The sequence below is a fragment of the Novosphingobium sp. AP12 genome (genome assembly GCF_000281975.1).
GTDB lineage: Bacteria > Pseudomonadota > Alphaproteobacteria > Sphingomonadales > Sphingomonadaceae > Novosphingobium.
Genome location: NZ_AKKE01000025.1, coordinates 19254 through 40277, shown reverse-complemented (window position 1 = coordinate 40277; position 21024 = coordinate 19254). Strand labels below are relative to the sequence as shown.

General features: G+C 65.8%; 14 protein-coding genes. 6 read left to right on the top strand and 8 right to left on the bottom strand.

Annotation, left to right across the window (positions count from 1 at the left end; translation table 11 throughout):
• Position 1 precedes the first annotated feature (1 nt).
• The 6 genes from PMI02_RS05275 (at position 2) to PMI02_RS05250 (ending at position 6953) form a co-directional block, all read left to right on the top strand.
• Positions 2–508 (top strand): 2Fe-2S iron-sulfur cluster-binding protein, encoded by a 507-nt coding sequence (locus PMI02_RS05275; RefSeq protein ID WP_007679799.1) that lies wholly within the window; start codon positions 2–4, stop codon positions 506–508.
• Positions 505–1491, top strand: a complete 987-nt coding sequence (locus PMI02_RS05270) for a xanthine dehydrogenase family protein subunit M (RefSeq protein WP_007679797.1) — start codon at positions 505–507, stop codon at positions 1489–1491. The genes PMI02_RS05275 and PMI02_RS05270 overlap by 4 nt, the downstream gene beginning before the upstream one ends.
• The gene (locus tag PMI02_RS05265) at positions 1488–3806 is read left to right on the top strand and encodes a xanthine dehydrogenase family protein molybdopterin-binding subunit (RefSeq protein WP_007679795.1); all 2319 of its coding nucleotides are present in this window, start codon (positions 1488–1490) and stop codon (positions 3804–3806) included. The genes PMI02_RS05270 and PMI02_RS05265 overlap by 4 nt, the downstream gene beginning before the upstream one ends.
• A 41-nt stretch (positions 3807–3847) precedes the next feature.
• Complete coding sequence (locus tag PMI02_RS05260) at positions 3848–5020, top strand: metallophosphoesterase (RefSeq protein WP_238538989.1); 1173 nt, start codon at positions 3848–3850, stop codon at positions 5018–5020.
• Between the two features lie 213 nt (positions 5021–5233).
• A complete protein-coding gene (locus PMI02_RS05255) occupies positions 5234–5671 on the top strand; it encodes a MarR family winged helix-turn-helix transcriptional regulator (RefSeq protein WP_157222390.1) in 438 nt (145 codons plus the stop codon).
• A 1-nt stretch (position 5672) separates the two neighbouring features.
• Complete coding sequence (locus PMI02_RS05250; RefSeq protein ID WP_007679790.1) at positions 5673–6953, top strand: MFS transporter; 1281 nt, start codon at positions 5673–5675, stop codon at positions 6951–6953.
• A 108-nt stretch (positions 6954–7061) separates the two neighbouring features.
• Here PMI02_RS05250 and PMI02_RS28160 read toward each other — a convergent pair whose 3' ends face one another.
• The 8 genes from PMI02_RS28160 to PMI02_RS05215 all read right to left on the bottom strand — a co-directional run bounded on the left by PMI02_RS28160 (position 7062) and on the right by PMI02_RS05215 (position 20924).
• On the bottom strand, positions 7062–7184 hold the full coding sequence (locus tag PMI02_RS28160; RefSeq protein WP_255348706.1) for a hypothetical protein: 123 nt from the start codon (positions 7182–7184) through the stop codon (positions 7062–7064).
• 162 nt (positions 7185–7346) lie between these two features.
• Positions 7347–8888 carry a sulfatase gene (locus PMI02_RS05245; protein ID WP_007679784.1) on the bottom strand — a complete coding sequence of 514 codons (1542 nt, stop codon included), beginning with the start codon at positions 8886–8888 and terminating at the stop codon, positions 7347–7349.
• Positions 8885–10330 carry a sulfatase gene (locus PMI02_RS05240; RefSeq protein ID WP_007679781.1) on the bottom strand — a complete coding sequence of 482 codons (1446 nt, stop codon included), beginning with the start codon at positions 10328–10330 and terminating at the stop codon, positions 8885–8887. The genes PMI02_RS05245 and PMI02_RS05240 overlap by 4 nt, the downstream gene beginning before the upstream one ends.
• 31 nt (positions 10331–10361) lie before the next feature.
• Complete coding sequence (locus tag PMI02_RS05235; RefSeq protein WP_157222389.1) at positions 10362–13064, bottom strand: TonB-dependent receptor; 2703 nt, start codon at positions 13062–13064, stop codon at positions 10362–10364.
• A 427-nt stretch (positions 13065–13491) separates the two neighbouring features.
• Complete coding sequence (locus tag PMI02_RS05230; RefSeq protein ID WP_007679776.1) at positions 13492–14109, bottom strand: FMN-binding negative transcriptional regulator; 618 nt, start codon at positions 14107–14109, stop codon at positions 13492–13494.
• Positions 14109–15857 carry an amidohydrolase gene (locus PMI02_RS05225; protein ID WP_007679774.1) on the bottom strand — a complete coding sequence of 583 codons (1749 nt, stop codon included), beginning with the start codon at positions 15855–15857 and terminating at the stop codon, positions 14109–14111. Before PMI02_RS05225 ends, PMI02_RS05230 begins: the two co-directional genes overlap by 1 nt.
• 83 nt (positions 15858–15940) lie before the next feature.
• Positions 15941–18004: a TonB-dependent siderophore receptor gene (locus tag PMI02_RS05220; RefSeq protein WP_036502391.1), complete on the bottom strand. Its 2064-nt coding sequence runs from the start codon at positions 18002–18004 to the stop codon at positions 15941–15943.
• Positions 18005–18209: 205 nt separating this feature from the next.
• Complete coding sequence (locus tag PMI02_RS05215; protein WP_007679768.1) at positions 18210–20924, bottom strand: LuxR C-terminal-related transcriptional regulator; 2715 nt, start codon at positions 20922–20924, stop codon at positions 18210–18212.
• Between the last annotated feature and the right edge of the window lie 100 nt (positions 20925–21024).

Here is a 21024-nt window from a genome sequence, read left to right as displayed (position 1 = left end):
GATGGCGATACGGGTCAATGGCGAGGACGTTCCTCCGCCCGACGATATAAGGGTCTCGCTGCTCGACCTGCTTCGAGAGCAGATGAATCTGAGCGGCACGAAGGTCGGTTGCAACCAGGGCGCTTGCGGTGCCTGCACCGTACTGATCGACGGTCGGCGCGTCCTGTCCTGCCTGACACTGGCCGTCCAGGCGGACGGGAAGAGCGTCACGACGATCGAAGGCCTAGGCACGGCCGAGAACCTGCACCCGCTGCAGGCCGCCTTCATCGAGCATGACGGTTTCCAGTGCGGCTATTGTACGCCCGGGCAGATATGTGCCGCCGCAGCCATGCTGGAGGAAGCCGCGGCGGGGATGCCCAGCTATCTCACTTCCGATCTCACAACGGACCGGATCATCCTTTCACGCGAAGAAGTGCAGGAGCGGATGAGCGGCAATCTGTGCCGGTGCGGAGCGCATAACGGGATCATCGATGCGATCCTCGAAGTGGCCGGGGAGCGCCGGCCATGAGCCCGGTGACCTATGTGCGCGCACCGTCCGCCACGGAAGCCGTGCGGATGGGCAGCGAACCGGGCGTCCGCCTGCTCGGCGGCGGCACCAACCTGGTAGACCTCATGCGCAAGGGCGTCGAAGCGCCCTCGGGGCTGATCGATGTCACTGCCTTGGCCGACAGGGTGGAGCAAGCGGACGACGGCGGGCTGGTGATCGGCGCCCCCACGCGCAACAGCGTGGTCGCGGCGCATCCCCTGATACGCACTCGGTATCCGATGCTGTCGCGGGCAATCCTGGCGGGCGCCTCGGCGCAGGTCCGCAACATGGCGACCGTCGGCGGCAACCTCATGCAGCGAACGCGGTGCCTCTATTTCAACGATGCGGCCGGCTCCCGCTGCAACAAGCGGGTGCCGGGCAGCGGCTGCGACGCCATCGGGGGATCCAACCGCTATCATGCAATCATCGGCGGCTCGGCCGCTTGCGTGGCGACGCATCCGTCGGACATGTGTGTTGCCCTGGCGGCCCTCGACGCGCGCGTCCGGATTGCCGGGCCGAACGGCGTGCGGACCGTACAGCTCGTCGATTTTCATCGCCTTCCCGGCGATCGCCCCGACATCGAAACCGTGCTCGATCACGCCGAGATGATCGTGGCGATCGAGCTTCCCGCGCCCTTGAAGGCCCTCCATTCCGGCTACCGCAAAGTCCGCGACCGGGCGAGCTATGCATTTGCGCTGGTTTCCGTCGCCGCGGGGCTGTCGATGCAGGACGGCCGCGTCAGGGACGTCCGCGTGGCGTTCGGCGGGATCGCGCCCAAACCGTGGCGCGCGATTCGGATCGAAGAGGCCCTGCGCGGCATTCCATTGGTCCCTGAAACGACGGCGGCTGCCATCGAAGCGGAATTTGCGGAGGCCGCGCTCCTGCCCGGCAATGCCTTTAAGCGTGAACTGGCGAAGCGCACCCTCACCGCTATGCTCAACGAACTTGCGGGAGACGATGCATGAGCAAGATCCAGAACGCCGTCATCGGCTCCGTCAGGACCGTCATCGGATGGGTCCCGGCCGGCTGGCTCCCCGGCGGTGCGCCCGATCCCCTGATCGAACGCCGGGCCGCCATCGGCAGCCAGGCCTCCCGGCTGGACGGGCCGCTCAAGGTCGCGGGACAGGCGCGCTTCGCCGCTGAAGTCGTGATGGAGCGCCTTTGCCATGCAGCACTTGTCCATAGCACGGTGACGCGGGGCCGGCTCGCGCGGATGGACACCCAGGCAGCGGAGGCCGCACCCGGCGTGATCATGGTCGTGACCTACCGGAACATGCCACGTGTCGGCCCGCTGCCCCTGATGGGGATGGCCGACCTGTCCGCCGTCGGGAACAGCAGCCTGCCGATCCTGCAGGACGCACAGGTCCGCTACAACGGCCAGGTGGTCGCGGCGGTCATCGCCGAGACGCAGGATCAGGCGGACCATGCCGCGTCGCTGATCCAGGTCGACTACGAGCGGGAGCCTGCCCGAACCGTCTTCGAGGAAGCCAAGGCCCACGCACGGACACCGGCGTCGGTACTCATCGAGAAGAACCACGTATCGGTCGGCAATGCCGAGCGCGAACTGATCAGCGCGCCGCACAGTGTCGACAATGTCTATCGAACGCCCGGCCAGAACCACAACGCGATCGAACTCCACACCGTGACGGCGGCGTGGGAGGGCGAATCCCTAGTGGTCCACGACACGACCCAGATGGTAGCGCCGAGCGCCAGCGCACTGGCCAAGCTGTTCGGCCTGAAGAAGGAGCAGGTCCGCGTCCTTTCCCCGTTCGTCGGCGGAGGGTTTGGCGGCAAGGGACTGTGGGACCACCAGATCGTCGCCGTCGCGGTGGCGAGGATGATCGGCCGGCCATTGCGCGTGACCCTCAGCCGCGAGGGCGTCTATCGCATCATCGGCGGGCGCAGCCCATCCGAGCAGCGCGTGGCCATAAGCGCGGATGCAGCAGGCAAGTTCAGCGCGCTGGTGCACACGGGCTACTCGGTGATGCCGCCCTATGGCGCTTGCCCGGAGCAATATACGATGGGCTCGCGCGCACTCTACGATGCCGGAAGCTTCGAGATCGTGCAGCGCCACGTCGACCTCGACATCGTGCCGAACACGTTCATGCGTGCGCCCGGTGAGGCGATCGGCACTTTTGCGCTCGAGAGCGCGATCGATGAACTGGCGCACGGCATGGGCATGGACCCGATCGAATTGCGACTGCACAACATAGCCGAACGTCACCCGCTTTCAGGCACGCCTTTCTCCCAACATGCGCTGAAACAGGCTTTCGACGATGGCGCGAGGCGCTTTGGATGGGAAAGGCGGCGCACCACGCCGGCTACCCGGCGCGAAGGGGAATGGCGGATCGGCATGGGCTGTGCGACCGGGAGCTTTCCCTATGTGCGGATGCCCGGCGCCAACGTGAGCATCACGCTGCGCAGCGATGGGACGGCGACGATAGCCTGCTCCGCGCAGGAAATGGGGATGGGCACTGCCACCGTGCAGGCCCAGCACGCGGCCGATCGTCTCGGCCTCCCGATCGAGGCGATCACATTCGAACTGGGCGATTCCGCCCTGCCTGCAGCGCCGATGGCGGGCGGCTCCTCGCAGACCGTGTCGATTGCCGGCGCGATTGCAGCCGGCGCGGAAAAGCTGACGCTCGAACTGCTTCGCCTGGCCGGCAATGCAAGTCCCGTTGCCGGCCTTCGCCCCAGTGAAGTTCGCCTTACCGCAGGGGGAATCGCCAGCACTTCCGATCCGGCCCGGAACGAGAGCTATCGTTCTATCCTGGCAAGGGCAGCGCGGGATGCGGTGACTATCACCGCCGCCGGGAGCGCTCCCCTCGAAATGTTCAAGTTCGCAATGCACAGTTCGTCGGCCGTCTTCTGCGAACTTCGCGTCAGCGACGTCACGGGAGAGGTTCGCGTGGACCGACTGCTCGGCTCGTTCGACTGCGGCACGATCCTCAACCCGAAGACGGCTGCCAGCCAGTTCCGGGGCGGCATGATCATGGGCCTGGGCCTGGCACTGATGGAAGAGACACTGTTCGACGAACGCAGCGGCCGCATCATGAATGCGACGCTCGCCGACTATCACATTCCCGCGCACCTCGACGTGCCGCAGATCGACGTGATGTGGACCGGCATCCCCGATCCGCGATCGCCGCTGGGCGCGCGCGGGATCGGCGAGATAGGCGTCACCGGCGTGGCCGCCGCAGTAGCCAACGCCGTCTTCAACGCGACGGGCAAGCGCGTCCGCGACCTGCCGATCACGCTCGACAAGCTTTTGACCGAATGAACGAACGTCCGTGTCGTGCATTTGCGGCACACGGGACTCTTTTGACCAACCAGACGCCCAGCCACGCGAGCAACCTTCGGAGCATCGTCATTTTTCACCTGATCTTCGCGCTGCCCAGTATCCTGGTCATCACCCGGTTCCTGCCCTGGTTACCGCTGCCTCTGGCGATGAAGACGGTGATCGCCGTCCTGATGCTTGTCGCTTCCCAGTTCCATCTGTGGAGCCGCATGTCGTCCGGTTCGGTCTTTTCACCGGAATTTCCGCGTCCCGTCGTCATTCTCTTCAACTGGGCGAGCGGGACGATCCTGTTTCTTGCATTGTTGCAATTGCTCCTGGACCTGATGATGCTGGCCTCACTCCTGCTGCCGGGCGAGGTCTGGGCCATTCCGACAGGCGTGCGCTATGCCATGGCTGCTGCTGCGGCGCTCGCCGCTGCGATCGGGGTGCGCAACGCGGTACGGGTGCCGGCCCTCAAGGATGTTGAAATCGCCGTCCACGGACTCCCCGCGAATTTCGACGGTTACACTATCCTGCAACTGACCGACCTGCACATCAGCCGCCTGTTCCCTGCCGCATGGACACGCGCGGTCGTCGAGCGTGCCAATGCCCTCGATGTCGACCTGATCGCGGTGACCGGGGACGTCATCGACGGGACGCTCGCCATGCGGCGATCCGATGTCGAGCCCTTGCGCGATCTGCGGGCGCGTGACGGGGTCTATATGAGCCCGGGCAATCACGAATATTTCCTCGGATATCGAGAGTGGATGCAGCATTTCGCGGGCATGGGCATGCACGTGCTTGCCAATGAACATGTCATTCTCGAGCGGCAGGAGGACCGCCTCGTCCTGGCGGGCGTCACGGATGCCTCGGCGCCGGCTACCGGCATGCCCCCGCCGGACCTAGCCGCCGCCCTGAGCGACGCGCCGGCCGGAGTGCCCATCGTGCTTCTCGACCACCAGCCGGGACCGGCACGCAAGGCGGCGGCCCGGGGCGTAGCCCTGCAGCTTTCCGGGCATACCCACGGCGGCATGATTCCTGGGCTGGATAAGTTGGTCGCCATGGGGAACGGAGGATTTGTGTCCGGGCAGTACCTCATGGATCGGATGACGCTCTACGTGAACAACGGTACCGGGATATGGCCTGGATTTGCCATGCGACTGGCTCGTGCCTCGGAGTTGACGCGCATTACACTGCGCCGAAAAGCTCTTCCCTAGGTAGCATGAGACCAAAGATGGCCAGACTGCGCGCGGCAAGCACAAGCTCCCGGTTGCCTCCAAGGTCTCAGATCGCCGGGCGGCCCGATGCGGAAGCCTACATGACCGGTTCAATCGCCGCGGCCGACGGCGGGCGATTTGTCTGGGCTAGGTGGCGGCGGACAAGGCGCCGATGGTCTTGCGGCCATCGCATGATGTATATACACGATGCATATGCATCACGATTCGATCGAAGGCCCCTGCGCCTGCACCGCGCTTCGCAAGGCCGCCCGCGCAGTGTCGCGAGTTTATGACGACGCGCTCTCCGGGCGGGGGATCAGCACCGCCCAGTTCGCCATTCTGCGTCATGTGGGCCGAGGCGAGCCCGTCGCGCTGAGTCCGCTCGCAGACCAACTCGCCATGGACCGCACGACGCTTTATCGCGGCCTGGCGCCGCTGGAGGCCAAGGGCTGGGTCGCGGTGGAGCAAGGACCCGGCAAGGCCCGCCTCGCCTCGCTTACCCCCGCCGGCCGCGCCGCGATGAACGAGGCAGAGGACGACTGGCACGAGGTCCAGGCGCGCATCATCGCAGCGCTTGGCGCGGAACAATGGGCGACGCTGCAGTCCACGCTGCGCGCCGTGACCGAGATCGCCCGCCAGGAGATTCATTGAGATGACCGCGATACTCTCCCGCATGCCGCTCGGACAGCGCGGCTATGCCGGCATCGTCGTGGCCGTCACCTTCGTCGCCCTGCTGGTCTCGGCAGGGCTGCGGTCGGCGCCGGGCGTGATGATGCTGCCGCTCGAAGTGCACTTCGGCTGGGACCGCGCGACTATCTCGGCCGCGGCCGCCATCGGCATCCTGCTCTACGGTCTGGTCGGGCCCTTCGCCGCCGCGCTGATGCTGTCGATCGGTATCAAGCGGACGATGCTGGGCGGTCTCGTGCTGATGTCGACGGCAACTTTCGCGAGCCTGTGGATGTCCGAGCCCTGGCACTACGTGCTGACCTGGGGCGTGGTGTCCGGCACCGGCAGCGGCGCGGTGGCTTCGGTGCTGGGAGCGGCAGTCGTCAATCGCTGGTTCGCGACGCGCCAGGGGCTCGTCATGGGCCTGCTGACCGCGAGCACGGCGACCGGCGCCCTCGTCTTCCTGCCCGTGCTCGCCTGGCTGGCCGAGGGCGGCGCCTGGCGCCCCGTGGCATTGGCCGTCTCGATCGCCAGCGTCTGTGTGATCCCGCTGGTGCTGCTGTTCGTGCCGGAGAGACCGCAGGACGTGGGCGTGCGCCGCTTCGGCGAGACGCACGAGAGCGCGCCCCCGCCCCCGCTCAAGCAGGCGGCCACGGCAGGACTGGCCTTCACCGCGCTGTTTCGCGCCAGCCGCGCGCCCGTGTTCTGGCTCCTGTTCGGCACGTTCTTCGTCTGCGGGCTGACTACCAACGGCCTCATCGGCACGCACATGATCGCGTTCTGCGGCGACCATGGCATCGCGCCCGTCCAAGCGGCCGGCCTGTTGTCGCTGATGGGATTCTTCGACCTGATCGGCACCACCGCGTCAGGCTGGTTGACCGACCGCTACGACCCGCGCAGGCTGCTTTTCGTATACTACGGACTGCGGGGCCTATCGCTGATGGCGCTGCCTTTCCTCGACTTCAGCGCCTCCAGCCTGCTGGGCTTCGCCATCTTCTACGGCCTTGACTGGATCGCGACGGTGCCGCCCACGGTCAAGCTCGCCAACGTCAACTTCGGGGAGCGCGATGCGCCCGTGGTATTCGGCTGGATCATGGTCGGCCATCAGCTCGGAGCGGCTACGGCTGCGTTCGGTGCTGGTGCGATCCGCGAGTGGGCCGGGACCTACACCCCGGCCTTCATGATCGCAGGGACCTTCGGGCTGGTCGCGGCCGTGGCCATCCTGGGCGCACGAACGCAGGCTCCGCAACTGGCCCGTGCCATCTGAGACGCTGGAGGTCGCGGACGGATCGCTTCGGACCACTGAAGCGGCATCCCTCTGACCGGCCAGATCGAACGATCCCTTGTCCTCGCACAGTCGACCCGCCCGAGAACTTCAGTGCGCTTCTTTGCCAATGGTCACGCCGGTCATCTTACCAACCGCCGGATCCGCGATGCTGAAGACGGCGGCGCTCAACCAAATCGTCGCCGCAAGTGGTGCGATGCGCATCGAAGTCATAAACCTCCCCCCTCAGAATGCCGACGTGACGCCGAACTCGGCGACGACGCGGCGGTAATCGTAGATTTCAATCGAGGAGCGGTTGCGCTCCCGGATGGCGCTTGCCCACCGGCCGCTGCCAACTGACCCCGCCCCCGATGGTGGTGCCGAACAGTCGCCCGTCTACCCGCGTTTGGCCAAAGGCTTAGGATGTGGTTGTCTGTCTAAAATCGCGTCCAGCTTTTTCACGGTGGCCGGCTGCTCATCGGCGATGTTGCGGGTCTCTCCCGGGTCGCCAAGCAGGTCGTAGAGTTCGTAGACCCGCGCCCCTGTCTGATCGTGGGTCCAGCGGACGAGGCGGTACTGCTCCGTGCGGATAGCCTGCCCCCAACGGTGGGGGCGGTTGTAGAAGTGATAGGCGTAGCCGCGCAGGCGCGTGCCGGAATTTTCCAGCACCGGCTTTAGGCTGATGCCGTCGATCGGCTGCGGACCCTTGGGCGGCGCCAGGCCTGCCAGCGCCGCCAGGGTGGGATAGATGTCCACCGTCTCAGCGGGTTGGCGGGTTGCGGCGCCCTGCGCGATCCCCGGGCCAGCGAAGATCAGCGGCTGGTGCGTCGCCTGCTCGAAATTGGTGTGCTTGGTCCAAATCGCATGGTCGCCGAGGTGATAGCCATGATCGCCCCACAGCACGACGATCGTATTCTTCGCCTGACCGCTGCGTTCGAGTTCGTCGAGTACTTTGCCGATTTGCGCATCCACGTAGCTGACGCCTGCGTAGTATCCGTGGATCAGCTTGCGCTTGAGGACATCGGGATACTGGGCCTCCGGAGTCTTCTCCGGCACCGGCGTATAGGCGTTGATCTCTCCGCCCACCTTGCCCGCGAAAGCGGGCGCGCCGTCCGGCAGGCGTTCGAACGTGGGCATCGGCAGCTTCGCCGGATCGTAGAGGTTCCAGTACTTCTTCGGCACCGAGAACGGAAGGTGCGGCCGCGCGAAGCCCACGGCAAGGAAGAACGGCGCGGCGCGGCCCTTCAACGCCTCGAGGCGGCCGATCGCGTATTCGGCCGTGCGCCCATCGGCATAGGCTTCGTCGGGAACGTCCGGGTCCTCCCACGCCACGCCCTTGGGCAGTGTCTTCGAGAACTCCCAGACGTCCTCGTCCGGCAGTTCGAATTCGTTGAACAGCGCCTCCTCGCGCGTATGGCCGACGGCCTTCGCCTCGGGCGAGACGTACTCGATCACATGGTCCTTATGCGGCGGTACGGACCAGCTCTGCGGATCGCCGACGGTGCCGTGGCCGATGTGGAAGACCTTGCCCATGCTCTCGGCGCGGTAGCCGGCGGCCATGAAGTACTGGGGCAGCGTCACCGCGCGGGGCATATAGTCGCGCAGGTTCATCCCGAAATCGTAGATGCCCGAAGACGTCGAGCGCGCCCCGGTCATCAGGTTGATGCGGCTCGGCGCGCAGACCGCCTGATTGGCATAGGCCAGGTCGAAGCGCGTCCCGCGCGCGATCAGCCGGTCTATGTTGGGCGTGATCGCGGTGGCATCCCCGTAGCCGTGGATCGCGGGCTTGAGGTCATCGATCATGATGAGCAGGACGTTGGGCCGGGTCGGAGCCTCGCCCAGCGGCTGCGACTGCCGAGCGGAAAGCGGCGGCGCTCCGGCAAGCATGGTCAGCGCCAGCAGCGATGCGGCGAGGCGGCGGATCTTTATCGCCCTCATCCGCCGGTCGCCGCCTTGGGATCGGCATTGAGATGCGGCTTGCCCTTCACCGGGCGGTCGTCGCCCTGCTCCCGGCGCCATGTCTCGAGCCGCGAGCGCAGCTTGCGAAGCGTTGCGGCCTGCCGGGGATCGGCCGCCAGATTGTTCGTCTCGTTCGGGTCTGCCGAAAGGTCGTAGAGTTCCTCGGCAGGCCGCCGGTAATAGGCATCGACGATCTGTTTCGCCGCTAGGTCCTTCTCCGCCGCGCGGCGCCATGCGGAGAAATAGGCGTCGCCGCCGAGCGCGGCGTTCTGGTCGATATGCGTGGTGTAGAAGTATTCCGGGTGGAGGTTCTCGATGAATTTCCAGCGCGCCGTGCGGATTGCGCGGCCCGGAAAGACATTGAAGTCGCCGTCGTTGTTGTGCGTGGTGAAAATCTCGGAGCGCCCGGCGAAGTGCCCGCCCGGACGCAGGGCGGCGGCGAAGGAGCGCCCGTCGATGCCGGTCGGCGCGGTTCCGCCCGCCACTTCGGTCAGGGTCGGCAGGATGTCCACCCAGCTGACCATCGCGTCGGTGCGCGTCCCCGGAGCAGTCTGGCCGCGCCAGCGCACGATCAGCGGCGTGCGCGTGCCGGTGTCGTAGAGGTTCCACTTGCCGAAGGGCCACTGCGCGCCGTGATCGGAAGAGAACAGGATGAGGCTGTCCGGCCCCAGCACGGCGTCGGTCGCCGCCATCACGTCGCCCAGTTCCTCGTCCATCCGCGCAATTGCCGCGTAGTAGCGCGCCCGCGCGAGGCGCGTTTCGGGCGTGTCGATCGTCTTGGCCGGCAGCGCCAAAGCCTGGGGCTGGAAGCCATCGGTCGATTCCGGCCAGGGAACGTGCGGCCAGTTGCTGCCCACGAACAGCGCGAGCGGCTTTCGCTCCTTGTCCTTCCCCTTTTCCTTGCGAGCCTTCAGCCACTTGATGGCATCGGGAATCGCCGCGTCGTCGTGGAACGTGTCGTGCGCGTAGGAATCGAAGCCGTAGAACCCGGTATGCTCGTAATGCGCGACCTTGCCGAAGGCGACGACCTCGTATCCCTGCGACTGGAGGTAGGACGGCAGCTTGCGGATCGCGGGATCGGGCCGTTCATGGTTGGCCTCCGCCCGGTTGCGTGCCGGCATCATGCCGGTCAGCAGCGCCGCGCGGCTTGGCGCGCAGGCGGGCGAGGCCACGAAGGCGCGGTCGAACGCGATGCCCTCCGCCGCCAGCCGCGCCAGATTGGGCGTGCGCGCATCGCGGTCGCCATCGGGCGTCACGTCGAGATAGCCAAGGTCGTCGGCCAGGAACACGACGATATCGGGCTTCTGCGCAGGGGCGGAGCGATCCTGCGCCCACGCGGGCATCGCCACCAGCGCCAGCGCCGCCGCCACGAGGGCGCGGCGGCTGACCCTGCCCAGGCCCGGCTTCTCGCGTTTGGTCATTTTGAAAATCCTCGAGAAATTGTGCCTGTCATCAGAACTTCACGCGCGCGCCGATGGTGTAGACCGTCTCGTCTTCGAGCAACGAAAAATTGATGCGCTCCGAGCCGCGGTAGATCGAGGTGCGGTTGTGCAGGATGTTGGTCCCTCCGACATCGAGCCGGAATGCCTCGGTGAAGTCATAGCCGATGCTGAAGTCGAGGCGCCCCGCCGGCCGGGCATAGGACAGCAGCACGGGCACGTAGGCTTCGTTGACACGGTGCGCATCGAACGGGCGCAACTGGATGCCTCCGGTGTTGTCCGCGTCGATGTACTTCGAACGCGAGGTCCAGATCAGGCGTCCGCTCAGCCCCGACTTGTCGTAGAGGAGGCCCGCCGTGTAGTTGTACTTCGAGACGCCGACCAGCGGGTTCCCGGCCAGCGGGTCGTCCCCCTTGATCTTGGACTGGGCGAGCGTGAAGGCGCCCTGCACGCCGAAGCCGGAAACCGCGCCGGGCAGGAAGTCGAAGAAATACTGACCGCTGACTTCCACGCCCTTGAGGTCGACCGAGCCGACGTTGCGCGGGCTCGATATCAGGTAGTTCAGGCCGTCGATCGTCTCCTGCGTGCTCGACGTCACCACGCGGTTCTTGATCGAGCGGTAGTAGCCCGTCACCGCCACGTAGCCGCTGTGGAAATAATATTCGGCCGTCACGTCGAAGCTGTCGGACTTCTGCGGCTTGAGGTCGGGATTGCCGCGCTGGCCGCTGTTCAGCAGGAACACGTTACCCACCAGCGTCAGCGACTCCGTCGGGCTCAGCGAGGCGAAATCCGGGCGCCGGATCGAACGCGAGTAGTTGAAGCGCGTCTGGAACGAGCCGGGGAACTGCAACCGCGCGGTGAAGGCCGGCAGCACGTCGACATCCGAGGTCTTGGCCGTGACCAGGCCATACGTCGTGCCGGTGCGTTCGTAGCCCGAGATCGTGCGGTCGGTCTTGACCACGCGCGCGCCCGCTACGCCGTCCAGCGTGAGGGAGCCCAGCGGAATCTCGTAGCCGCCCTCCACGTATCCGGCGTAGGTCGCTTCCTTGGCGTTGAACTCCTTGGTCGGATCGTAGTCCGGCTGGCGCAGCGGCAGTTTGAACAGCGCGCGCAGTTCGTTGCGGCCGCGCTCGGAGCGCAGGTATGCCGGGTTGACGCCCAGGAACGGTACGCCGCCGTTGAGGCGCGGCGCCTCTCCGATGATGCTTATGAAGTCCGGCGAAAGCGGGAGCGAGGACACGAGCCGCGCGGTGGACTCCGTCGCAGTGCCGATGTTGCCGAAGCCGATCGACTGCACCGTATTGGTCTGCTGGACGTTCTGCAGCCGCGCCTCGCGGCTGGCGTAGCGCAGGCCGACCCGTAGCTTGGAAAGGAGGCCACCGACCTCGTATTCGCCGTCGACCTTCGCCTGGAACAGCTGCCCCTTGCCGAGCGTGAAGTTCTGGTTGATCGAATTGCGCAGCGACAGGTTGGTCGCGCTCAGCGGGATCGACGGATCGACCGTCACCGTAGGCCCGTTGTCGATGTCGGTCTCGACGAAGGCCGAGGAAACACGCTGCCCGACTTCGGCGTTGAAGTTCTCGGTGAAAGCGCGCGAGGTCTGGTAGGAGACGTCGAGGACGGCCTTGATGCGGTCCTGCTCGAAGTTCAGGCCGCCCGCGATCATCTTGTTGCGCTGCGTCAGGCGGTTCGACGACGAGTTCTGGTTGATGACCACGTTGTTGAAGCGCGCGCTCTTGATGTTGCACATGCGCTGGACGGTGAACGGCTGGAGCGACTGGGTGCCGTCGGCATTGTTGACGAGCGTTGGGTTGGTGCCGGCCGCGTTCACCCGCGCGTCGAAGCAGTAGTCGTCCGGGGTGATCTCGGAGATGCTGGTGCCGTTGGTGAACGGCTGCACGTTGAAACCGGCGAAGCCGGTGGTGCTGCGGAAGTAGGTGTAGAGCCCGTCGACATAGACCTGGAGCGAGGGGGCCGCCTGCCACTGGAACGAGGCGTTCACCTGCGCGCGGTCGACCCGGCCGACATCGGGCATGTTCTGGACCACCTGCGGGATCAGGTAGCCCGGCGTGTTCAGCGGAGCCGTCCCTGATGAACGGCGCTCCGTCATGTTGCTGGCGCCGCGGATCGTGTCGGACCGGGAGTAAGTGCCGTTGACCAGCAGGCCGATCTCGCCCGCGGGCGTATCCGTCCGGAACGCGGCGAGCGCGCCGAGCGCCGGGTTTCCGGCCGAGGCGTTGACCGCGTAGTTCTGCCTTGCGGTGAACACCAGCACCGGATCGCGGAAGTCGAACGGACGATTGAGGCGCAGGTCGATCGCGCCCGCGACGCCGCCCTCGATCTGGTCCACCGTCTGCGACTTGTACGCATCGATGCGCGACAGGGCCTCGGCGGGGACGTCCTGGAGGTCGAAGTTGCGGCCCGTCGTGGTGATGACCTCGCGCCCGTTCACGGTGGTCAGGATATCGGTCAGCCCGCGGATGCGCACGCTCGACAGCTCGTTGTTGCGGTCGTTCTGGACCTGGATGCCGGGCACGCGCTGGAGGGCGGCGGCCACCGTCGGGTCAGGCAGCTTGCCGATGTCGGTGGCGACGATGGAATCGACGACCTGCGTCGCCTCCCGCTTCACGTCCGCGGCGCGTTCGAGCGATTGGCGGATGCCCGTGACGACGATGTCGCCGTCCTGGCCTTCGGGCGGCGCAACCTCTTGTGCCATAGCGACGCCGTCCGGCGCGAGCGCGATGAGGGAAATGGTCAGATAGCCTGCACGCAATAGAAACGAACAACGACGGTCCGCCAACCTGATCGATCTCATGAAATCCCTGAATTTTATAATGGGCACGACCGATCCTCGCCGGCCCGCCATGATGATGGACATGCGTGTTCGGTCGCCCGTTGGAACAGATGCAAGAACCTGGCGCTGTCGCCTCGGCCAGAGGCCGGTAAGCCTCGCAATCTCAACCTAAAAGATAGACTTACGACCTCAAGATAGATGTACTTGGCCGCGCCCAAGCTGCTCTTTGGATCGACGCGCTCATCAGGATCGCGCGCGCCCGTTCAAGCTCGACCTACGCCGTGCGGGCGGGGCGCAGGTGCTGCAGTGGCTTTAGCGGGATCAATCGATACGACGCAGATAGGCGAGCCTACAGGGACGGGATGGCGCTCGCCCCGACATCGCGCTGGTCGCGCATCGCCCGCGCCAGCGGCGCTTCGCCGAGCGCATCGAGGATCTCGGCGAAGGTCTGGGGGGTTTCGTCCTGGCCGAGCTTGAACTGGGCGGTCGCCCCCGTCACCGAAGCCCGGAAGGCGATGACGTGCTTTGCCAGCACCTCGAAACGCTCGCCCATCCGCGCGACGGTCCAGGCGCCGGTGCCCTCCCCTTCCATGGCGGTGACCAGTTCGACGATCGCCTCGCCCCCTCGCGCCGGTTCGAATTCCAGTTCCACCTCGAACTGGGCGAAGCGATAGTTCCAGGTCGGCCCCCAGCCCGGAGCGGACACCATGCCGGGCGAGATGTAGCCGTGCGGCCCCAGGAACGTCACCTGCGCACGCGGCGCGGCCTGAGCGCGTGCGACGTGGCGGTTGGCGAGCGCGAAATGGCCGACGAAGCCGCGCACGGCGCCGTGCTCGTCCAGTTCGGCAAGCAAGGGAAGCGGCGTCGCTATGTATCCGTGCTCGTCATGCGTCGTGACCAGCCCGAGCACCTCCTCCCGAACGAAACGTCCGACGTCGGCCGCGTCTCGCGGTGAGAAGACGCCCATCAGCGCACCGCCATGTCGAGCGCGCCGTAGACCGGCTTGCCCTTGAACATCGTCATCACGACCTTGGTTTCGTGGATGCGGCGCGGGTCGAGCTTGAAGATGTCCTTGTCCAGCACGACGAGGTCGGCGCTCTTGCCCGGCGCGATGGAGCCGGTCTCCTGGTCGAGGTGGTTCACGTAGGCCACGTCGAGAGTGTAGGACCTGACCGCCTGCGCCAGCGTCACGGCTTCCCCGGCGCCCAGCGGTTCGAGCTTCCCTCCCGGTGCGACGCGGGTCAGCGCGACCTCGATGCCGAGCAGCGGGTCCGCCGAGGCGACCGACCAGTCGGCTCCGTAGGCAACGCGCCCCCCGAACTTCTCGACGCTGCCGACCGGGTAGATGTAACGCGAACGGACGGGGCCTATGCGTTCCTTGGTGAGGTCCATGTAGGGCTCGTTGCAACTCCACAGCGGCTGGAAGATCGCGGTGACGCCCAGCGTCGCGAAGCGCGGCTGGTCGGCCGGATCGATCACGTTGAGATGCGAGATCATCGGCCGGGTATCGACCTTCCCGTCAGAGCGCCTGGCACTCGCCACTGCGTCGAGCGCTTCGCGCACGGCCGCGTCGCCGATGGTGTGGTAGTGTGACTGCATGCCCTGCTCGTCGAGCGCAGTGGTCGCCGCCGCCAGTACACCGGCGGGTATCTGCGGCGCGCCCACTTCCTGCGTCCCTTCGTAGGGCTTCAGCATGAAGGCGGTCTGCTGCGGGATCACGCCGTCGATGTAGAACTTGACGCTGCGGGCGGTGAGACCGAGGCCGCGGGCGCGCTGCGAGGCTTTCAGCAGGCCGGGAAGCTGCTCCAGCCCCTTCTCGTTCTTCCACTTGAGATCGATCGCGACGTCCACGGTGAGCGCGCCGCTGTCGGCCACTGCCTTGTAGGCGTCGACGACCGCGCTGGAGCCATCCTCCTCCCATTCGATACCGGCATCGTGCCAGCTGGTGATACCCAATGAATTGAAGTGCTTGACGGTGTAGGCGATGGCGTCCTGCAGATCCTTCGCGGTCGTCTCCGGCATGATCTTGGCGACCAGGTCCTGCGCCGATTCCTGCAGGCCGCCGATGGGCTCGGCGGTCTTCGGATCGCGGTCGATCTTCCCGTTCACCGGGTCGCGGGTCGCCCTGGTGATGCCGGCAAGCTGCAATGCCTTCGAATTGACCCAAAGGCTGTGGCCGCCGGTCGAATTGAAGATCAGCGGGCGCGTGGTCGAGAGGCCGTCGAGGATGTCCTTGGTCGGCACGCCGTTCGGCGGGAACAGCCCGTCCTCCCAGCCCACGCCATAAATGACGGAAGTGCCCGGCGTCTCAGCGATGCATTTGGCGATGATGCGGCGATAGTCGTCGATCGACTTGCCGGAATGGAGCGCGCAGCGCGCGTGGCTCATGCCGCCGAACACCGGATGGTTGTGCGCATCCCCGAACGAGGGCAGCAGCAGCTTGCCCTGGAGGTCGACCACTTGGGTCTGCGGGCCCTTCTGGAGCACGACCTCCTTCGCGGTGCCCACGGCGATGATCCGGCCGTCGCGGATCGCCACGGCCTCGGCCCAGGGGCGGCTTTCGTCCACGGTGTAGACGCGGGCATTGGTGATGATGAGGTCGGCCATGCCCTCCGCCATCGCTACGGCCGGGATGGGGGCGACCGCGAACGCGGCGCCGCATGCCGTGAGCAACAGGGGAGCCAGGGCGCGGCGGATGGCGGGGCGAAGGGTCATGGCAGGGGTCCTCGGCAATTCGAATGCGACCAGAAAAATGGAGGAAGCCGGTGCGAACCGGCTCTCTCGAGGCTGGTGGGTTGTCAGAAGCTGCGGCGCAGCGTTGCCAGGATCGTGCGATCCTTGCCGATGTAGCAGTAGCCTTCGACCCCGGCGGGATCGTAGCTGCAGTTCGTGTAGACGGTGGTGTCGAAGATGTTGCTGGCGTTGATGCCCAGCGACCACTTGTCGTAGGTCACCTCGAACATCGCATCGACCAGCGTGTAGGACGGCATCGTGAAGTTCTCGAAGCTGTCCACCTTCTCGCCGGTATAGCGCACGCCGCCGCCGACGCGGGCGCCGATCTTGTCGGTCAGCGCGAAGCCCTTGTTGGCCCAGATCGAGGCCGCATGCCTGGGCAGGTTGGCGAGCCGCAGGCCGTCGCTGCCGTCATCGTTCAGGTTGTGCGCGTCGAGATAGGTGTAGGCAGCGGTGACCTGCACGTCGCCGGGCATGCGCAGGTTGCCTTCCAGCTCGACGCCGCGCGACTTGACCTCACCCGACTGGATGATGTTCTGGATGTCGTTCGGATCCTGCTGAAGGCCGTTCTTTTCGCGAATGTCGAACACCGAGGCGGAGAGCAGCGCGCCGCGGAACGGCTGGAACTTCACGCCCGCCTCGTACTGGCGGCCGGTGCGGGGCACGTAGACCTGCCCGCGAACGCTCTGCCCGAAGACCGGCAGGAACGATTCCGCATAGTTGGCATAGACCGAGAAGGTGTCGGTGACGTCGCCGATCACGCCTGCGCGGAAGGTCCAGGCCTTGTTGTCGGGATTGTCGATGCCGTCGGTCTTCGAAGTCGCGTTGTCATGACGCCCGCCGAGCACCACCGAGACGCGGTCCCACAGGCGCATCTGGTCCTGGAAGTAGAAGCCTAGCTGCGTGTTCTTCGCGCGCGGCGAATAGAACGTGGAGGTGGTGAACGGCTGCCCGTAAGGCAGGGTGTAGATGTCGAACCCGCCCAGCGAGTAGTCCCATCCCTGGTCGCTGCTCTGCTTGAAGAAGGTGTAGTCGAGGCCGAACAGCAGCTGGTGCTCGACCGGGCCGGTGGTCAGCTTGATGGCGACGCGGTTGTCGGTGGCGACGCCCTTGCTGTTCTGCAGCATGACGTACCACGCGCGGTTGATCTGGGTGCGCGCCTCGTCCGCGTAGCTGGCGAGTCCGAAGACCTCCCCATAGTCCACGTTGGTCTTGAAGAAGCGCGTGTTGCTGTTGAAGGTGACGTTGTCGCCGAAGCGCTGGGTCATCAGCAGGCTGGCCGCCTTGTATTCGGTGTCGGTGTGGTTGAAGCCGGGCTCGCCGAGGAACGTGTCGGACGAGATACGCTCGGCATCGTTGTCGGCGCCGATGGTCTTGCTGATCGGCAGGTAGGTCTGGCTGCCGAGATTGTCCTTCTGATACAGGCCGAGCACGGTGATCTCGGTGTCGGGGCCCGGCTTGAAGGTGATGGACGGCATGGCGACCAGGCGGTCGTTCTTCTGTCCCGGCTGCTGCAGTTCGCCGTCGCGCGCCACGCCGACGAAGCGGGCGGAGATGCCCTCGGTGATCGGACCGGTCACGTCGAGGTTGACCTGGTGCGTGTCGTCGGTGCCGTAGATCAGGTTGACCTCGGCACCGAAGGTTTCCTTCGGACGCTTCGACACGCCGTTGAACAGGCCGCCGGCGCCGCCCGCCCCGTAGAGCACCGAAGAAGGCCCGCGCACCACTTCGGCGCGTTCGAGCGTGAAGATCTCCATACGCCCGCCGTAGACGAAGCTGGGCATGCGGTTGATGCCGTCGAGGTACTGCACGGTATCGAAGCCGCGCGCGGTGATGAAGTCGCCCCGGGTGTCGACGCCCTGCGTCTCGGTGGAGACGCCTGCGCTGTAGCGGAAGATGTCCTGGAAGTTGACGACCGCGCGGTCCTTGATCTCGGTCGCGGTGATGACGCTGACCGATTGCGGCAGTTCCATGATGTCGGTCTCGACCTTGGTGCCGGTGGAGGCGCGGCCGGTGACCACGATCTCCTCGCTGCCCGGCTCCGCATCCGCCTCGTCGGCCAGCGCAGTGGTCGGCAACAGTGCGAAAGTGCAGGAGGCGGCCAACAACGCCCCGGTCAGGCGCGTCATCCGGACGCGTTTACGCGATGTGTTCCCGATGCCCATGTTATTCCCCTTGAAATACCGTGTTTGAACCTGATGCCGGGGCCATTTTCAGCCTCCGGACGGGTCCTCCTGCTTTGCCTGCCCATTGAACAACAGGCGGCGCTCACGACCACGTCATAATCAGGGTAATCCGGCAGGTTCGATGGGTAAGCGTGGGGGCTAGCGAGGGTTAGGTGCCGCCCATGTCACTCTTAGGAAGCGCTTCCCCGGGCTTTGCGGAGGCTATCAGACCCTGCTCGATGGCGACACGCACGGCATCGCGTCGTTTGTCGACACCGATCTTGCGGAACACCGACTTCAACCGGTATTTGACCGTATCCGGCGACATCCCGATGAGCCGGGCGATCTCCTTGTTCGAGTAGCCCCGGCTGAGATGGGCGAGAATCTCCGCTTCCGCATCGTTTAGGACGCCTTCGTCCCCCGGCTGCGCATGCGCCGCAAGCGCCCGGCCGAGAACGCCCAGGAACTGCGTCCGGTAGCGGTCGGTCTCGGAAGTCCCGCGCGGGAGCGTTTCGAGAGCTCCGCGCACGAAACGCTCCCACTCGACGAACGGGCGGACAAGCGACTGGAACATCGACATGCCTACCGCCTCGTCGAAAGCCGCCGAAGCCGCGGCGCTTGCGCCGGTTTCCCGCAATGCCTGAGCCCGCAGGACGAGGGTATCGACGAGCGCCCTCCCGGCGCCGTGTCGAACGGCCCAGCGGTGGACTACCGCAATGTCTCCCAAGGCGCCCTCCTGGTCTTCCTCTACAAGGCGCAGCGCCGCCCGGCAGGTGGCCGCGGCGGTGGCGACGGGCCGGTAGAGCGGACTCTCCAGCGCCATCTCGTCGGCAAGGGTATCGAGCGAGATGGCGGCGGCGTAGGCGACGAGGTCTCCGACCGGTGCATCGTGGGCGATCAGCAGTTCGAGCCGGCACAGCTTCGCGAGCAGGCTGAGCTGCCGGAACCCACGCGGCGCGGCGACGGCCTCCGCTCGGTCGAGAATAAGAAAGCCTTCCCGCAGCGACTGGCGGGCAGCGGCGCAGCGGGCCGCCGTAAGATAGGCAGCGGCATAGACGTCTACCCACGCGTCCGACTGGTCCATGTGAGGCAGCGCCCAGTCCAGCAGCGCTTGCGCCTCGTCGATCCGGTTCTGTTCGTAGAGCAGCGCAGCTTCGAAAGCCGCACAGTTGGCGGCAAGGTCGGAGCGCGAACCGAAATTGACGTCGATGACCGCGCGAATGTCCTCGATGATCGCCACGGCATCGTTGATACGCCCCTGGGCATGACGGATGCGCGCTTCGAGAAAGTGCGTGAACACCTCGCTATATAGCGACCCCAGCGCCTGGTAGTGTCCCCGCGCATCCCGCAGCGGTTCGAGTGCCCGCTCCAGATAGCCGCCTTCGAGGTACTTGGCCGCCAGCGTCTCGGTGAAGTTGGCCAGGACGAGATGATCGTCCGCCGGCAAGGCGCGCAGCAGGGCTTCGCGCTCCAGCAGGTCGTCGAGCGTGACGGGCAGGTTCTCGTAATCGGCCAATGTGTCGCCAACGACGCGCAATTCACCGCGCAATTCGGCAGGCGCGTCAGCACCGCCGACGTCGTCCACTAGGCGGTCGTAAGCCGTTCGTGCAGGTCCGATCTGGCCGTGCTTGATCTGGATATACACGGAGGCGAGCGCCAGCCGGGCATTTGCGTGGATTTGCTCGACCGACAATCGGGAGAGCGCAGTCTCTACCAGTGCCAGATACCCTTGGGGTATCAACCGCCAGCCGCCCGCGCCTTCGAGAATGGTCGCGATGAGGGCTCTATCCTCGGCAAGCATGGCGTGTTCTATCGCAGCCGAAGTCGCTCCGGCCCCGGCGAAATGACGCGCCGCGCGTGCGTGCAGCAGGTGGAAGCGTGCGAGGTCCTGCCGGGCCAACCGGTCGCGCAGATATTCGGCGAACAGCTGGTGGTAGCGATAAGCCTCGCCCGCTTCGTCGGTGGGGCTCAGGAAAAGACCCTGCTGTTCGAGCCGCTCAAGCACCAGCCAGCCGTCGCTGCGTTCGCAAAGCACGTTGACCGCCTCGCCGGTCAGGCGGTCGAGGAGTGCGGTGGCCGTAAGCAGGTCCTGCACTTCGGTGGGTAGCGAGGTCAGCACCTGCTCCGACAGATAGCGGGCCAGATCCGGCCTTGATCCGCTGAACCGCTCCATCAGGGACGCATGGTCGATCCCGCGTTTGAGCGACAGCGAGGTGAGCTGGAGAGCGAGCGGCCAACCTTCGGAACGATCCACCAGCGCTTTCAGCGCATACTCGGGCAGCGCCGATGCCTGTGCGCGATCCAGCAGCGCCTCCGCCTCGGAGCGGTTGAAACGGAGGTCCTCACTGGTCAGTTCGATAACCTGCTCCTCCGCAGCGAGCACCGATTGTCCCAGCCAGGGATAATCGCGCGAGGCGATGACGAAATGGCAGTTGCTGGGGGCCAGCCGGATCAACGAACGCATGAAAGCATTGACCTCACCGCCTTCGACGCGGTGGAAATCGTCGAAGATCAGCACTACCGGCCTCCCCTCGCGGGCGATCCGGTTGATGATCGCCGACAGCGCCGCGCGTGGAGGGAGGTCGGTGGCAAGCCCTTCTTCGGCTTCGGTAGATTCCTCCAGGGCAAGCATCATGTAGCGCGACAAACGCTGGAGGTCGGCATCCTCCCGTTCGAGCGTCAGCCAGCCGATCAACACGTCGCGCTCTTCGCAGCGGCGGCGCCATTGCGACAGCAGGCTGGTCTTTCCGTAACCCGCAGGCGCGTGGAGAATGGTCATGCGCCGCTGGAGCGTATCGTCGAGCCGCTCTAGCAGCGGGTCACGTCGAATCTGGCTTCCAAGCCAGATCGGGGGAGCGACCTTGGTACGAATCAGCTCATGCACGCGCGTCACATTCCCGTAGCCAGAACCAGGTATTCTCTTTCAGCAGCGCTCCCCGCCATGGAACCTATGCGACCTGGCTCCCTCGCTCAAGCCCGGGGCA